Here is a 15531-nt window from a genome sequence, read left to right as displayed (position 1 = left end):
CGATAATTAGTGGGATGAGCCGGTATCTGACTGGAGGGACGCATGGGAGCGATAGGTGAGCGGGGGACGCCGGAGGCCGGCCCCGATGTGTCCGTAGGCGGGCCTGTGGATGTGCCCGTGGACGTGTCCGTAGTGGTGATCGTCTACAACGACGCCGAGCGGCTGCCGACCGCCGTCCGGTCGGCGCTCGACCAGACGCTGCACGGAGTCGAGATCGTCATCGTCGACGACTGCAGCACCGACGACTCGTACGGCACGGCGCGGCGCATCGCCGCCGAACACCCCGAGCGGGTGCGCGCCTACCAGCTGCCGGAGAACAGCGGCGCGGGCGGTGAGCCCCGCAACGTGGGCATCGGCCACACCGTCGGCACGTACGTGATGTTCCTCGACAGCGATGACGTCCTGGAGCGCAACGCCTGCCGCAACCTCCTCGAAGCCGCCGAGCGCGAGGGCTCCGACATCGTCTCCGGGCTCTGCGTACGCCTTTCCATGGACACCCGCAACAAGAAGCGCGACCAGTGGTACCCCTGGCTCTACGCCACGACCCGCACCCTGGAGTCCGTCACCGAGCTGCCCGACCTGTTCGTCTGGGACACGCTCTCCACGAACAAGCTCTACCGCCGCGACTTCCTCGTCGAGAACGCCCTCCGCTTCCCCAAGGGCATGTTCTACGAGGACCTCATGTTCATCGCCGAGGCCTACCTCGCCGCCGGGCGCATCACGCTCATCCCCAACCAGGTCTACTTCTGGCACGTCCACGAGCGCGCCGCCGCGAAGTCGGTGACCAACCGGCGCCACGAGATGACCAACTTCCAGCACCGCCTGGAGATCCACCGCCGGATCGACGCGCTGCTCGCGGAGCGCGGCCTCGACGAGCTGCGGCTCTTCAAGGACATCAAGTTCCTCAAGCACGACCTGGTGCTCCACCTGCGCGACCTGCCGTTCCGCGACGACTCCTACCGCCAGGAGTTCGCGGACCTCGCCCGCGGCTACCTCGCGGGGATCGACCGCGCCGCGTACGGCGAGGTGCTGCCCGCCCAGGCCATCTGCGCCTACCTCCTGGAGCAGGGCGACTGGGAGAACCTGCTTCCCGCCGTCGACACCCTCACCAACCGCGACAAGATCTCCTCGCCGCTCGCCGAGCGGGACGGCCACGTGTACTGGTGCGCCGAACACCTCGACGACCCGTTCGGCCGCCAGGTCCTGGACGTGACCGCGCTCGGCTATCACAGCAAGCGCCTCGACCAGATGTTCCTGCGCAATGTGCTGACCGGCTACGAGGAGTCGGCCGGCGTCGTGAAGATGGCGGGCCGCGTCACCAACCCGCTCGGCATCGTGCGCCCCGACGCCGTGCTCACCGCCGAGCTGGAGTTCAGCGCCCGGCGCCGCAGCCTGCAGTCCTTCCGCTTCCCTGTCGCCGCCGTGCGGCAGGAAGGGGAGAGCGTGACCTGGGCGGCCTCGGTCGACCTCGCGCGCAAGCTGCGTCCGCTCGGTGTCGTCGACGCGGTGTGGGACGTACGCCTTCACCTCGTCGCCGATGGCGTGCGCACCCGGACGCGGCTCACCCCGAGCACTCCGGGTCTCGCCGAGGGGATGCTTCCGGTGCGGCCGAGGCTGACCCGGCTCGTCGCCGATCATCTGGAGCCCGAGGTCTCGCAGCGCGGGCACCTCGCGTTCCGGCTCGTCACGCGGGACGCGGCGGGCGGCCGGATCCAGGACCTGGTGGCGCGCGGCACCCAGGGCGCGCCCGGGCGGCTCGCCAAGTCGGGCTTCCGCAGGGCGAAGAAGCTGCGCAAGAACCTCACCTCCGGGCAGAGCCGACTGCGGGTGTACGACGAGGTGTTCAGCCGCCTGCCGGTGAAGAAGGGCACGGTCGTCTTCGAGAGCCACCTCGGCAAGCAGTACAGCGACAGCCCACGCGCGATCTACGAGGAGATGCGGCGTCAGGGTCTCGACTTCGACGCCGTGTGGTCCTACGCCGGGAGGCCCGAGGGGTTCCCCGATGACGCGACGCTGGTGCGGCGCTGGTCGTTGCCGTATCTCCGGGCCCTGGCGCAGGCCGAGTTCTGGGTCGACAACCAGAGCTACCCGCTCAAGCTCACCAAGCGTCCGGAGACGACGTACATCCAGACCTGGCACGGCTCCGCGCTCAAGCGCATGGGCTTCGACGAGCCCGCCTGGAAGCTGCGGAGCAAGGCGCGCCAGGACGAGCAGGAGCGGGTGCTCGGCCGCTTCGACCGCTTCCTGATCCGGTCGGAGCACGACGTGCGGACCCTTGCGAAGGCCTTGCGCCTCAAGGAGAAGGTGCTGCTGCGGGTCGGCTATCCGCGCAATGACGCCCTCGTGCGGGCGAAGCGGGCCGAGGACGCGAGCGGTGTGCGCGAACGCGGGCCGCTGGCAGCGGAGTTGGGGATCCCGGACGACAAGCGGGTGCTGCTCTACGCGCCGACCTTCCGGCGGCACGGAGGGCGTCACGGGCGCTTCGAGCTGCCCTTCGACGTGGAGCGGTTCGCCGAGGAGTTCGGCGACCGGTACGTGCTGCTCGTGCGCTCGCACTACCTGAACCACGTGGTGCTCCCGCCGTCCGTGCGCGGACGCGTCATCGACGTCTCCGCGCACCACGACGTCACACCGCTCTATCGGCTCGCCGACGCGATGATCACCGACTACTCGTCCGTGATGTTCGACTACGCCCTCCTGGACCGGCCGATGCTGTTCTTCACGTACGACTACGAGGAGTACGTCCACGAGGGCCGCGGCACCTACTTCGACCTGCGGGAACGGGCCCCCGGGCCGGTGCTCGACACCGAGGACGAGCTGTTCGGGGCGCTGAAACCGCTGAACGCGCTCGATGAGCAGGCCCTTGAGTACGGGGCGGCGCGGGCGCGGTTCGTGGCCGAGTTCGGCGAGTACGACCGGGGCGACGCCGCGAAGAGCGTCGTCGATCAGTTCTTCTCGCACTTCTCGCATGGCCCGCACTTCTCGGATGTCCCGCACTTCTCGGACGGGAGCCGTCGATGACCGAGTACGCAACGCCCCGGCGGGACATCTTCTTCGTCTCCAACAGCGTCAACGAGCTCGGCGGGATCACCAGTTGGTCCCACCAGATGGCACGCCTCTTCGTCGAGCGCGGCCACCGCGTGCACGTCATCGGCGTCACGGAGCCCGGTGAACCGCAGGACATCGGCACGGACCTGCCGTACCCCACCACGACGCTCTACGACGAGCACCCACCCCGCGTCGGCCCCGCGCGCGGCATCAAGGGGCGGCTCAACGTCGCCGAGCACCGGCTGCGGGCACGGCGCGCGGTCGGCATGCTGGAGCAGGCCGCCAAGCTGACCGCGCTCTTCGCGCAGGCCGGGCCCGGCGCCGTCGTCATCGTCACGCAGGTGTGGGCGATGGAGTGGGTCGAACTCGCGGACACGGACGGCCTGCTGGTCATCGGCATGAGCCATGAGTCGTTCGGCTACTCGCGGGCGTCCTCGCGCGGCGCGCGGGTGCGCAAGCACTACAAGGACATCGACCGGATGCTCGCGCTGACCCGCGAGGACGCCGATCTGTGGATCAGACAGGGCCTGGACAACGCGTCCTTCATGCCGAACCCGCTGCCTTTCATGCCCGATGTGCCCTCGCGGCGCACCGAGAAGATCGTCACCAGCATCGGCCGCCTGCACGACCAGAAGGGCATCGACATGCTCCTCGACACCTGGGCGGAGGTCGCGCCGCTGCACCCGGACTGGAAGCTGCGGATCTACGGCTCCGGCGAGGACGAGGAGATGCTCAAGAAGCAGTGCACGGCCCTCGGCCTCGACGGCTCCGTGGAGTGGATGGGGCGCACCGGCGATGTGCCGGGTGCGCTGCGCGGCGGGTCGGTCTTCGTGCAGTCGTCGCGGGGCGAGGGTTTCCCGCTGGCGCTGATGGAGGCGATGGCCACCGCGGTGCCGTGCGCCGCCTTCGACTGCGCGCCCGGCGTGCACGAGATCGTCCAGGACGGCGTCGACGGGCTGCTCGCGCGGCTCGGGAACACGGGTGAACTGGCGCGCAGGCTGGACGCGTTGATGTCCGACAAGGAGTTGCGGGACCGGATGGGGGAACTGGCGAGGGTGAACATCCAGCGCTATACGACCGAGGCGGTCGTGCGGCGCTGGGAGGAGCTGTTCTTGTTCCTTGAGCGCTGAGGGCCGCTACTTCTTGCCGCCCGTGAAGCGCTCGTACTCCTTCAGGACGTCCTCCGTGGGGCCGTCCATGCGCAGCTCGCCGTGCTCCAGCCAGAGCACGCGCTCGCAGGTGTCGCGGATCGACTTGTTGTTGTGGCTGACCAGGAAGACCGTGCCCGCGCGCTTGCGCAGCTCGCGGATGCGGGCCTCCGAACGCTTCTGGAAGGAGCGGTCGCCGGTCGCCAGGGCCTCGTCGATGAGGAGTACGTCGTGGTCCTTGGCGGAGCCGATGGAGAAGCGCAGGCGGGCCGCCATGCCGGAGGAGTACGTACGCATGGGGAGCGTGATGAAGTCGCCCTTCTCGTTGATGCCGGAGAAGTCGACGATGTCCTGGTAGCGCTCCTGGACCTGCTCGCGGGTCATGCCCATCGCCAGGCCGCCGAGGCGGACGTTGCGCTCGCCGGTCAGGTCGTTCATCAGGGCCGCGTTCACGCCGAGGAGGGAGGGCTGGCCGTCGGTGAAGATGCGGCCGTGCTCGACGGGCAGGAGCCCGGCGACCGCCTTCAGGAGGGTCGACTTGCCCGAGCCGTTCGTGCCGATCAGGCCGATGGCCTCGCCCTTGTGGGCGGTGAAGGAGACCTTCCTGACGGCGTGCACCTTGCGCACGCCGGACTCCTCGCCGCCCTTGCCACGCCTCAGGATGCGGCCGAGGGCGGCGGTCGCACTGCCCCGGCCGGAGGAGGATCCCGCGCCGTGCACCCGGTAGACGATGTCGACCTCGTCGGCGATGACGGTGGGGGCGGGGCCGTTGGTGGGGGGATCTGTCTTCGTGAGTGTCGCTGTCTTCTCAGCCACGGCCGTACGTCTCCTCTGCCTTCCAGAAGTAGATGAACCCGCCGACTCCGGCGAGCAGCGCCCAGCCGAGCGCCCACGCCCAGACGTGGTGCGGGAGCTGGTCCGCGTGGAAGCTGTCGATCAGCGCGAACCGCATCAGGTCGATGTAGACGGCGGCCGGATTGCTCTCCAGGAGGACCTGGAGGACGTGCGGCAGGTGCCGGTCCTTGAGGACGGCGTCGATGCTCCACATCACGCCGGACACGTACATCCACGTACGAAGCACGAACGGCATCAGCTGGGCGATGTCCGGCGTCCTGCTGCCCAGGCGGGCCATCACGAGGGCCAGGCCCATGTTGAACGTGAACTGCAGGGTCAGGACCGGCAGCACCAGGAGCCAGGACGGGGTCGGCGGTACGCCGAAGCAGAGCAGGATCACGACGAGCGCGCACATGGAGAAGAGCAGCTGCTGGAGCTGTTGCAGGCAGTACGAGATCGGCAGCGCGGCCCGCGGGAAGTGCAGGGCGCGGACCAGGCCGAGGCTGCCGGCGATGGCGCGGGTGCCCGCCATCACCGAGCTCTGCGTGAAGGTGAAGATGAAGACGCCGGTGACCAGGAACGGGACGTAGTCCGGGACGTCGCGCTTGGTGTTCATCAGCATGCCGAAGATGAAGTAGTAGACCGCCGCGTTCAGGAGCGGCGTCATCACCTGCCAGACCTGGCCGAGCTTCGCCTGGCTGTACTGGGCGGTGAGCTTGGCGGTCGCGAAGGCGGTGATGAAGTGGCGTCGCTGCCACAGCTGCCGGACGTACGCCGGGAGCGTGGGGCGGGCGCCGCTGACGGTCAGGCCGTGCAGGGCGGCGAGCTCGGCGGGGTCGGGAGCGGGCCCGCTGGGACCGGGGGCGCCGGCCGCGGTGCTGGATGGAGCGTCGAGGACCTGACTCACGTCCGCTGCTTTCACTCGGGAGCCATGGGGCATGCGGTGCGTACTGGCGTCCGTACGTCGGGACGGGACCGTATCGTCGCCACGTCGAGAGTAGAGCCGTTCGACGTCGGAACGCAACCGTATCGTCGTCACGTTCTATGCTGTCCGTATGACGACGAGCAGGCCAGGAGATGAACAGTCGCGCCGCAGAGCCCCCGCCGGGGCCGCGGTGCTCCGCGAGGACGTGACCGAGGCCATCAGGGCCGCCGTCTTCGAGGAGCTGGCGGCGGTCGGGTACGCGCGCATGTCCATCGAGGGCATCGCGCGCCGCGCGGGCGTCGGCAAGACCGCCGTCTACCGGCGCTGGCGCTCCAAGCTGCATCTCGTGCTCGACCTGGTGTCCGCGATAGCGGTCCAGGGTCTGCCGATGCCGGACAGCGGCTCCCTGGAGGGCGATCTGCGGCTGCTGTACGAGGTGACGTCGCGCGCCCTGCGGCACCCGGTGGCCTCGCAGGTGATCCCGGATCTGCAGGCGGAGGCGGCACGCAACCCGGAGATCGCGGAGGCCATGCAGAAGGCCCTGCGGGAGGGGCAGCACGGGGTGGCGAACGGCATCGTGCGGGCGGCCGTGGCGCGCGGCGAGGTGCGGGACGGGGTCGACGAGGATCTGGCCCTCGACCTGGTGTCGGGGCCGCTCTACTGGCGCTCCGTGGTGGTGCGGGCCGAGCTGCCCAAGGGGTACCTGGGCAGTCTCGCGACGGCTACGGCGGCGGCGCTCCGGGCGCTGTGACCCCTCAGGCCCGGGGACGCCTCTCCCGCATCAGGAACAGGGCCGTGCCCGAGCCGAGCGTGGCGACGCCGGTGCAGACACTGATCAGGATCTGCTGCACCCCGTCGAAGGCGAAGCTGGTGGAGACGTTGGCGACCAGGGCGATCGCGAGGACGAGCCAGAGCAGGGCCTTCATGGCGGGGCCTTTCAAGTCGGTGGTGGGGCGCGGGTCGTGTCCCGCCGTGTGATCAACTCTCCCCGGTCGGGGGCGGCGTGACCATGGTGTCCTCTCCCGGACCGGAGGTGTAGCGCGCTACACCATCCCCGGGGGAGCGGCCTCGCCCGCGTGTGCGAGCGGGGTCGCATAGCCTCATGACCCATGACCATGCGGGACATGCGAGGCATGCGGGAGACACTGCGGCGGACGGAACGGGCCCTGGAACAGCTGGGCGCGGCGGCGCTCCTGTCCCTCGCGTCGTACCTCTTCATCGGGGTCATCCTGCTCACCCTCGTCACCACGCTCCTCGTCGTCGGCGCGGGCATCATGCCCGAGACGGTCCTGATGCTGCGGCGGATGGCCGGCTTCAAGCGGCGCCGGGTCGCCGTCTGGACGGGCACGGAGATCCCCGAGGCGTACGTGCCGCTGACCGGCCCGCTCACCCGGCGGGTGCGCGCCGGGGTCACGGACCCGGCGACGTACCGCGATCTGCGCTGGCTCGGCCTGCACTTCTTCTACGGCTGGCTGCTGCTGTACGTCTCCCTGCCGCTGTTCATCGTCGGGATGCTGGTCGACGGGGTGTGGTGCGGGCTGCTCGGCCGCCGCGCCGTGGTGCTGCCGCTCGTGGCGCGTATCGCCGACCTGGAGGCCGCTTGGTCGGGGGCGCTGCTCAAGGCGTCGCCGGAGGCCGAGCGGGCCGCGCGGCTCTCCGAGCGGGTCGAGGAACTGACCGTCACACGGGCCGGCGCCGTCGCCGCGCACGGCGCCGAACTGCGCCGCATCGAACGGGACTTGCACGACGGTACGCAGGCGCGGCTCGTCTCGATGTCGATGCGGGTGGGCCTCGCGAGGCGCGCGTTCGACAAGGACCCCGACGCGGCGCGGAAGCTGCTCGCCGATGTGCAGGACCAGGCCGAGGAGGCCCTGACCGAGCTGCGGCACGTCGTACGCGGCATCCATCCGCCGATCCTGACGGACCGGGGTCTGGTGGGGGCGGTACGGGCGCTCGCCGCGAGCAGCGGGCTCGATGTGGCCGTGCGCGCGGAGGGGGTGGAAGATCTGCCGGGGGATGCCGCGCGAGCCCCGGCCGCGGTGGAGGCCGCCGCGTACTTCGTCGTCGCGGAGGCACTCACGAACGCCGCCAAGCACAGTGGCTCGGAGCGGGCCTCCGTGGAACTTCTCCGGGCGGGTGGAGTGTTGAGGATCTCGGTACGTGACGAGGGGCGGGGCGGGGCCGACGACGCGGGCGGCACCGGACTGCTCGGGATGCGGCGCAGGGTCGCCGCGCTCGACGGGACCGTGGAAGTGGCGAGCCCCGTCGGGGGGCCGACCGTGATCGAAGTGGAGCTGCCGTGCGCGTGGTGATCGCCGAGGACAATGCCCTGCTGCGGGAGGGGATGGTGCTGTTGCTGTCCTCCGCCGGGCACGAGGTGGTGGCGGTGGCGGCGAGCGGGCCCGAGGTCCTTCCGGCGCTCCTGGAGCACCGGCCGGACGTCGCTGTCCTGGACGTACGGATGCCGCCCGGGTTCCGGGACGAGGGGCTGCGGGCCGCGCTCTCGGCCCGGGAGCGGATTCCCGGCCTTCCGGTGCTGGTGCTCTCGCAGTACGTCGAGGAGACGTACGCCGCCGAGTTGCTGGGCGGGGGCGCGAGTGGCGTCGGCTATCTGCTCAAGGACCGGGTGGGGCGGGTCGACGCATTCCTGGACGCGTTGGAGCGGGTGGCCGGGGGTGGCACCGCGCTCGACCCGGAGGTCGTCACGGAACTGCTCACCCGGCGCCGCGACGACCCGCTGGACTCGCTGACGCCCCGGGAGCGGGAGGTGCTTCAGCTGATGGCGGAAGGGCGGGACAACGGGACGATCGCGTCGGCGCTCGTGGTGTCGGACCGCGCGGTGAGCAAGCACATCGGCAATGTGTTCGCGAAGCTGGGGCTGCCGCCGAGCGACAGTGGGCACCGGCGGGTGCTGGCCGTGCTGGCTTACTTGAACAGGGGGTAGGGCTCAGCTCGCGGTGTGGGTCAAGGCCGCTTGTCCCGCTTGACGAACAGGGTCACGCCGCAGGCGAGGGCGACCACGCCGGTCACTACGCTGACCAGGGCCTGCCGTGTGTTGTCGTCGATGACGAAGCTGGACGAGACGTTCACGACGAGGGCGATGGCGAGCACGAGCCAGAGCATGATCTTCATGGGGCCAAGTGTGCCGGTCCCGCGGGGCCCGCTCGTGTGCGGGGTCGAGGTCCGCCCGCCGGGCGACCTCTGCTGCCCGGCGACCCGGGGCAATCGGATGGGTGGGCGGGAAGGCTTGTTCGGTCAGGTGAGGACGCGGGGCATCGGGCGGATGCGTGGGGGACATCCGCCGCGGAGCGGCGGGGCCGTACGTACGGTCAACGCCCCTGCGAGGGGTAGCGGCCCCGCAGCACCCGTCGGGCCGGCGTCAGCGTCCCCGCGGCGGTCGTCGCCGTGACCACCAGAGCTATCAGCCCCGCCTGCGTCGCCGCCACGTGCGGCACCGTGCGGACCATCGCCACGCTGAAGGCGAGCAGCGGGACCAGGCCCACCACCCCGCCCACGGCCAGCCCCGTCACCGCGGAGGCCGCCGCTTCGAGGCGCAGCATGCGGCGCAGTTGACTCCGTCCGGCCCCGGCCAGTCGCAGGAGCGAGAGCTCGGGCCGCCGCCCGATGGTGATGAGGCAGAGCGTGCTGAGGACGGCGATGACGGTGAAGCCGCCGATCGCACCGACCGCCGCCACGGTCACCACCTCACCCAGCGCCCGGTCCTCCGGTTCCAGCCGCTCCGGCGCGGGGTCCGGTGAGACCCGCGCCCCGGGTGCGGCAGCCCGCAGGGCCGAGGCACCGGCGCCGCTGCCGTCCGTAGCGACCAGGATCCGGTCCGCCGACCCCGGCGAGGACACATGGCGCAGCAACTGTTCCTGGGAGAAGAGGAAGCCGCCGAGCGCCAGCTCGCGCTCATACGTCGCCACCACCCTGAGCCGCGCCTCGACCCCGTCCCCGAACCGCACCGTCACCGTCGAGCCGGGCCGTGCGTCCAAGGAGCGCGCCTGATCCCGGCCCACCGCCACCGTGCCGGGGCGCAGCCCGCCGATGTCGCCGTCCCGTACTGCGGGGTCGAGGGTCCGGGCCAGGCCGCCGGGCGTGACGCCGAGCACCGGCAGGCGGTCGAGGCGGGGCGAGCCCGTCTCCCTGCGGGCCAGGACCACCGTGCTCCGCGTGACGCCGGTCGCGGCCACCACCCCTGGCACCTTCCGGACCCGCTCCAGCGTGCCCGCGGGCAGACCGCCGCCCTCCGCGCTCACCGCGAAGTCCGCCCGCGCCGCGTCCCGCGCCTGCGTGCCCGCCGCGTGCGTCACCGTCGCGCCCGCCGAGAGCTGGACCAGGATGAACGCCGTCACCAGAATGATCGGCGTGATCGCCGCCCCCAACCGCCGTGCCGACGCGGTGCAGTTGGCCGCCGCGAGGTGTCCTGCCGCACCGCCGATCCTGCGCATCGGCGACCCGAGCACCCGCATCGCGCCCTCGGCGATCCACGGGCCGAGCAGCGCGCAGCCGATGGCGAGCACCACCGTCGCCGCACCGGCGGCCGCCGCCGCGGCCTCCCCGCTCTGGAGCGTGGCGGTGCCCGCCGAGCTCACGCCGAGGCACAGCAGTACCAGGCCGGTGACCCTGCGCGCCGTGCCGGGCGCCGCCTCGCGCAGGGCCTCAGCGGGACGCACCTTCGCCGTCCTCGCACACGCGATCAGCGCGGCCAGGCGGGCGACGAGAAGCGTCAGGCCCGCGGTGACGAGCGGGGCGGGCAACAGCCAAGGGGGCAACGGGAGTTCCATCCCGGGCGGCAGTGCGCCGCGGGCGTCGATGAGCGTACGGAGACCGAGGAAGGCGGGGATCGCGGCGACCGCTCCCACCAGCGCCGCCACCGTGGCGACCCGGCCGACCTCCCGGCCCACCGCACCCCGCAGCTGCCGGGGCGTGGCGCCGACCGCCCGCAACAGGCCCAGCTCGCGCGAGCGTTGCTGCAGCGCCTGCACGATCGTCGACGACACGACGAGCAGCGCGATGAGTACGACGGTGCCTGCCACGGAGCCGAGCAGCGCGAGCATGCCCGCGCGGGCCGGGGCGGCCTGGAGGAACTCGGCGCCGCCGCGCCCGTCCCCGGTCAGGACGCGCAGCCCGGCGCCGTCCCCGTCCGCCCGGTGACCCACGCTCCCCAGGCCCGCGGTGTCCAGAGCGCGCCGCACGCGCGCGTGAAGGGCGGATGTGCTGGTGCCGGGCTCCGCCGTGACGCCTATCGCCGCCACCGACCCGGGGTGACCGGCCAGGCGGCGGGCCTCGGCCGAGGTGAAGTAGACGGCGGCGCGCGGGCCTTCGGCCACCCCTGTCACCTTGTACGTCGCGTCGGTGCCGGACGCGCGGACGGTGATCCGGTCGCCGACACGGGCCGTCCCCTCGCCCACGACGACCTCGCGGGCGCGCTCGGGTCCGCCCCCGTCCCGTAGGACATGGGGAGCCAGCCGGGCAGCGCTCCACGGCCCTCCGGCGGCCTCGCGCACGCCGCCCGCCACGCCCACCTGAAAGACCTCGTCGGCGATGGCCGAACGGACCCCGGAGACGTCGCGCACGGCCTCAAGGGCTGCCCGTGGGACCCGTACGCGTTCGGTCAGGCCCGCTGTCGCCGTCTCCGGGTCGCTGCCCCAAGGCTTCGCCGTGAAGCGGGTGTTCTGGTCGCCGGTGACGACGAGGTCGGCCCCCGCGTAGCGCTCCACGCGCGCGTGCCCGAGTCCGGCCGAGGCGAGCGCGAGGCCGAAGGAGCCGAGGAGGAGAGAGGTCAGGGCCAGCGCGGCGAAGACCGCCGCCCAGGCCTTGCGGTGCGTGCGGGCGGCGCGTGAGGCGAGAAGCCGGGTGACGTTCGGTGCCGACGCCATCACGCTGCCGCCCCCTTCAAGTTCCGCATGATGTCGTGCACTTGGTCGCTGTCCGGCTTCAGGAGCCGGGTGGCGACGTGGCCGTCGGCGAGGAAGAGCGCCTCGTCCGCCCAGGCCGCGGCCGCCGGGTCGTGGGTCACCATCACCACGGTGTGGCCGTCCTGGTCGACGGACTGACGCAGCAGCGCGAGCACGCCGTGCGCGGTGACGGGGTCGAGGGCGCCGGTGGGTTCGTCGGCGAAGACGACTTCCGGTCTGGTGACGAGGGCGCGGGCGATGGCCACGCGCTGCTGCTGGCCGCCGGAGAGTTCGGTCGGGCGGTCGTCCCCGCGGTCGCCGAGCCCGACCTCGGCGAGGCCGAGCGCGACGCGGCCGTTGTCGGGCTCGCCGCCCAGGAGCAGCGGCAGGGCTACGTTCTCGGCGACGCTGAGCGAGGGCACGAGGTTGTGCGCCTGGAAGACGAAGCCGACGCGTTCGCGCCGCAGCCGCGTGAGCGCGGCCTCCTTGAGGGAACCGATGTCCACGCCCCCGATGCGTACGGTCCCGGCGCTCGGCCGGTCGAGCCCGGCCGCGCACTGCAGCAGCGTGGACTTGCCGGATCCGGAGGGCCCCATCACGGCGAGGAACCTGCCGCGGGGGAGCGTGAGCCGCAGGGGCGCGAGTGCGGCGGGCCCACCGCGCCGGTAGGTCCGCGTCACCCCGTCGAGGCCGAGCGCCTCGGCCCCGCCCGGAGCCCCACCTCCCAGGCTTCCCGCCACGACCCGTTGCCGCCTGAACACCACTGAGCTCCCCCCGTCGACCACCACTGCCACCACAAACGCTAGCCAGCGCGAACGACCGGAACGAGAGAGCAAGCTCCCGCAGCGATGGTGTACCTGGGTCCACCAGGGATTGCGGGAAAGTCCCACGAAACGCCGGTGCGGGGGAGGCTGGGACGGGATTTTTCTGCAACCAACCGAGGGTTACCCCCGCCAGGCTGCCCATGCCGATGTCACCATCTCGTGTACGTTCCGGGTGGCCGTCCAGCCCAGTTCCGTCGCGATGCGGTCCGCCGATGCCACGACGCGGGGCGGGTCGCCGGGGCGGCGGGGGGCCACGGTGGGTGCGCGGTCGTAGCCCGTGACCTCGTTGATCAGGGTGGCCATCTCCAGGACCGAGACGCCCTCGCCGCGGCCGATGTTGAGCGTCAGGTCGGTGCCGCGCGGCGCCGTGGCCAGCTTGCGGGCCGTCGCCACGTGAGCCTCCGCGAGGTCGGCCACGTGGATGTAGTCGCGTACGCACGTACCGTCCGGCGTCGGGTAGTCCGCGCCGAAGACGCGCGGGGCCTCGCCGTCCGTGAGCTTCTCGAAGGTCATCGGGATCAGGTTGAAGACGCCCGTGTCGGCCAGGTCCGGGCCGGCCGCGCCCGCCACATTGAAGTACCGCAGGGACGCCGTCGAGAGGCCGTGCGCCCGGCCGGTGGCGCGGACCAGCCACTCGCCCGCCAGCTTCGTCTCGCCGTACGGGCTCATCGGGAGGCAGGGGGTCTCCTCCGTCACCAGGTCCACGTCGGGCATGCCGTACACCGCCGCCGAGGAGGAGAAGACGAAGGAGGCGACACCGGCCTCGGTCACCGCCGACAGCAGGACCCGCAGGCCCTCCACGTTCTCGTGGTAGTAGTGCAGCGGCATCTCCACCGACTCGCCCACCTGCTTCTTCCCGGCCAGGTGCACGACACCGGTGACGGCGTGCTCGGTCAGGGTGCGGGACAGCAGGTCCGCGTCCAGCGTCGATCCCGTCACCAGCGGTACGCCGTCGGGGACGCGCTCGGCGATGCCCGTGGACAGGTCGTCGTAGACCACGGTCCGCTCGCCCGCCTCCGTCATGGCGTGGACCACGTGAGCCCCGATGTAGCCGGCCCCGCCGGTGATCAGCCAGGTCATCGTCAGTGAGCCTTCCCGTGTCGTGTGGTGTGGTGGCGTGTCCGCCGTCGGTGTTCGTCGTGCAGTCTCGCAGAGCTCCGTATACGGGCCGTGTCAGCGTCCGCCGCCGCCCGTCCACCGCGCCAGGCGCCTGCGCGCCACCCCCGCCACGCCCCGCATCCCCGGCGCGAGCCGCACCGCGAGGTTCCCGGCCTGTGTCGCGTACGGCTGGGCGAGGAGGAGACCCCGGCGCGAGGGCAGCGCCGTGCGCCGCAGCAGACCCGGGCCCGCGACCGCCCGCGCCGTCGTCTCGCGCGCCGTACCGTCGCCGAAGTGGAGGCGCAGCCGCAGGTCCCAGACGCCGCCGCCGAGCGAGCCCAGGTCGAGGACGACGTCCGTCAGCCAGGTGTCACCGTCCTCGGAGGGGTTGAACGCCGCCGTGCGGCGCAGCGTCGGGCCCTCGCCGTTCCTCGGTGCGAGCTCCACGTCGACCGTGGTCGGGCCCGCTTCGGCCACCCGCCCGTACAGCTCGTGCAGCCGCAGCGTCAGGCGGCTGCCGTGCGCGCGGGGGCGCAGTTCGGCGTCCACCGCGAGGGGCAGGAGGCGGATGGGGCGGACGAGGAGGTGTTCCAGGGTGACCTGGGGGAGGTCGGGGGACCAGAGGGGGGTGGTGCCGTCGGGCGATCGCGCGTACGGGGGCGAGAGGCGCGCGGGGCGGGCCGCCACCTCCTGGAGGCGGGGCAGGTCGCGCGGCTCGGGGGAGGCCAGGATCACGCGGGCGATGACCCTGCCGGGTGCGGGCGCCGCGTCGAGGTCGGCCGTGTCGAAGGTGGCGAGGTACGCGCGCGTGGCCGTCCACCACTCCTGGCGGTACTCGGGGCCGCGGGCGGTGAGCTCACGCGCGTACATCCGCAGGCTGTGGTCGATGAACTTCGCCCGGGAGGCCCGCGCGAGCCGTTTGCCCGCCGTGCCCGTCGGGCTCCGTGCCTCGCGCAGGATGTCGACCGACTGGCGGTGGGCCTCCATGCGGGCCCGCCAGTTGCCGATGCCGGAGCGGTCGAGGGAGATAGACAGTTTGGCCGCCGTGCGGCGCACGTTCCATACGTAGACGTGGTCCGTGATCAGCGCGATGCGCGGGCCCGCCGCGAGGACGCGGGCCGTGAAGACGAAGTCCTCGTACGTGAAGTGGCCCTCGGGGAAGCGGAGCGCGTGCCCCCGCAGGAAATCGGTGCGGTAGAGCTTGTTGACGCAGAGCGTGTCGTGGACCAGGCGGGTGCGCAGCTCGGGGCGGGCGATGAGGCGGGCTTTCTTGTAGAGCATGGGCTGCCAGGGCGTCTCGCGTCCGGAGGGCAGCTCACGGCGTACGCAGAGGCCGGTGACCACCTCGGCGTCGTGCCGCGCCGCGGCCTTGAGGAGGGCGTCCACCGCGCCGGGCGGCAGGATGTCGTCGCTGTCGAGGAACATCACGTACGCGGACGTCGTGGCCTCGATCCCGTCGTTGCGGGGAGTGCCGCAGCCGCCGCTGTTGACGGCGCGGCGGATGGGCTTGACGCGCGGATCCTCCTGCGCGAGCGCCGCGAGCAGCACGCCGCTGTCGTCCGTCGAGCAGTCGTCGACGGCGATCACCTCGCGGACGGCGCGGCCCTGGGCGAGCGCCGAGCGCACCGCGTCCGCGAGGTGCGCGGCGTCGTTGTAGCCGATCACGACGACGCAGACCTGAGGCGACGGGGGCTGGAGAGACAGAGAGGGGTCCACGGGGGAAATTTTAGAGGTTGCTGGTAATTATCCGATTA

The 15531-nt window shown here is 72.0% G+C and carries 13 protein-coding genes; 5 read left to right on the top strand and 8 right to left on the bottom strand.

The window, feature by feature from the left end:
• Positions 1 to 111 precede the first annotated feature (111 nt).
• Positions 112 to 3021: a CDP-glycerol glycerophosphotransferase family protein gene (locus tag ACFVXC_RS24715; RefSeq protein WP_389908712.1), complete on the top strand. Its 2910-nt coding sequence runs from the start codon at positions 112 to 114 to the stop codon at positions 3019 to 3021.
• Positions 3018 to 4178 carry a glycosyltransferase gene (locus tag ACFVXC_RS24710; RefSeq protein WP_389908617.1) on the top strand — a complete coding sequence of 387 codons (1161 nt, stop codon included), beginning with the start codon at positions 3018 to 3020 and terminating at the stop codon, positions 4176 to 4178. The genes ACFVXC_RS24715 and ACFVXC_RS24710 overlap by 4 nt, the downstream gene beginning before the upstream one ends.
• A 6-nt stretch (positions 4179 to 4184) precedes the next feature.
• Here the strand turns inward: ACFVXC_RS24710 and ACFVXC_RS24705 are convergent, their stop codons facing one another.
• Both ACFVXC_RS24705 and ACFVXC_RS24700 read right to left on the bottom strand, forming a co-directional pair.
• The gene (locus tag ACFVXC_RS24705; protein WP_389908614.1) at positions 4185 to 5012 is read right to left on the bottom strand and encodes an ABC transporter ATP-binding protein; all 828 of its coding nucleotides are present in this window, start codon (positions 5010 to 5012) and stop codon (positions 4185 to 4187) included.
• Positions 5005 to 5937: an ABC transporter permease gene (locus ACFVXC_RS24700; protein ID WP_389908612.1), complete on the bottom strand. Its 933-nt coding sequence runs from the start codon at positions 5935 to 5937 to the stop codon at positions 5005 to 5007. The genes ACFVXC_RS24705 and ACFVXC_RS24700 overlap by 8 nt, the downstream gene beginning before the upstream one ends.
• A gap of 148 nt (positions 5938 to 6085) precedes the next feature.
• Between ACFVXC_RS24700 and ACFVXC_RS24695 the strand changes: the two genes are divergently transcribed.
• The gene (locus ACFVXC_RS24695; protein ID WP_389908609.1) at positions 6086 to 6706 is read left to right on the top strand and encodes a TetR/AcrR family transcriptional regulator; all 621 of its coding nucleotides are present in this window, start codon (positions 6086 to 6088) and stop codon (positions 6704 to 6706) included.
• Between the two features lie 4 nt (positions 6707 to 6710).
• Here ACFVXC_RS24695 and ACFVXC_RS24690 read toward each other — a convergent pair whose 3' ends face one another.
• Complete coding sequence (locus tag ACFVXC_RS24690) at positions 6711 to 6881, bottom strand: hypothetical protein (RefSeq protein ID WP_389908606.1); 171 nt, start codon at positions 6879 to 6881, stop codon at positions 6711 to 6713.
• A 207-nt stretch (positions 6882 to 7088) separates the two neighbouring features.
• On the opposite strand from ACFVXC_RS24690, the gene ACFVXC_RS24685 reads away from it, so the two are divergent.
• Entirely contained in the window at positions 7089 to 8267 is a 1179-nt protein-coding gene (locus ACFVXC_RS24685) for a histidine kinase (RefSeq protein ID WP_389908709.1), read from the top strand.
• On the top strand, positions 8255 to 8899 hold the full coding sequence (locus ACFVXC_RS24680; RefSeq protein ID WP_389908604.1) for a response regulator: 645 nt from the start codon (positions 8255 to 8257) through the stop codon (positions 8897 to 8899). Before ACFVXC_RS24685 ends, ACFVXC_RS24680 begins: the two co-directional genes overlap by 13 nt.
• Positions 8900 to 8919: 20 nt before the next feature.
• On the opposite strand, the gene ACFVXC_RS24675 is transcribed toward ACFVXC_RS24680, so the two are convergent.
• The 5 genes from ACFVXC_RS24675 to ACFVXC_RS24655 form a co-directional block, all read right to left on the bottom strand.
• A complete protein-coding gene (locus ACFVXC_RS24675; protein WP_389908602.1) occupies positions 8920 to 9087 on the bottom strand; it encodes a hypothetical protein in 168 nt (55 codons plus the stop codon).
• A gap of 197 nt (positions 9088 to 9284) precedes the next feature.
• Positions 9285 to 11837: an FtsX-like permease family protein gene (locus tag ACFVXC_RS24670; protein ID WP_389908600.1), complete on the bottom strand. Its 2553-nt coding sequence runs from the start codon at positions 11835 to 11837 to the stop codon at positions 9285 to 9287.
• Positions 11837 to 12619, bottom strand: coding sequence for an ABC transporter ATP-binding protein (locus ACFVXC_RS24665; protein WP_389908597.1), 783 nt, complete (start codon positions 12617 to 12619; stop codon positions 11837 to 11839). Before ACFVXC_RS24665 ends, ACFVXC_RS24670 begins: the two co-directional genes overlap by 1 nt.
• 180 nt (positions 12620 to 12799) lie before the next feature.
• The gene (gene galE, locus ACFVXC_RS24660; RefSeq protein WP_389908595.1) at positions 12800 to 13759 is read right to left on the bottom strand and encodes a UDP-glucose 4-epimerase GalE; all 960 of its coding nucleotides are present in this window, start codon (positions 13757 to 13759) and stop codon (positions 12800 to 12802) included.
• Between the two features lie 93 nt (positions 13760 to 13852).
• Entirely contained in the window at positions 13853 to 15493 is a 1641-nt protein-coding gene (locus ACFVXC_RS24655) for a glycosyltransferase family 2 protein (protein WP_389908593.1), read from the bottom strand.
• Positions 15494 to 15531 lie beyond the last annotated feature (38 nt).

The sequence above is a fragment of the Streptomyces sp. NPDC058257 genome (assembly GCF_042881845.1).
GTDB lineage: Bacteria > Actinomycetota > Actinomycetes > Streptomycetales > Streptomycetaceae > Streptomyces.
Note: the sequence above shows the minus strand (reverse complement) of the source record. Positions and strands in the feature narration are given on the sequence as shown.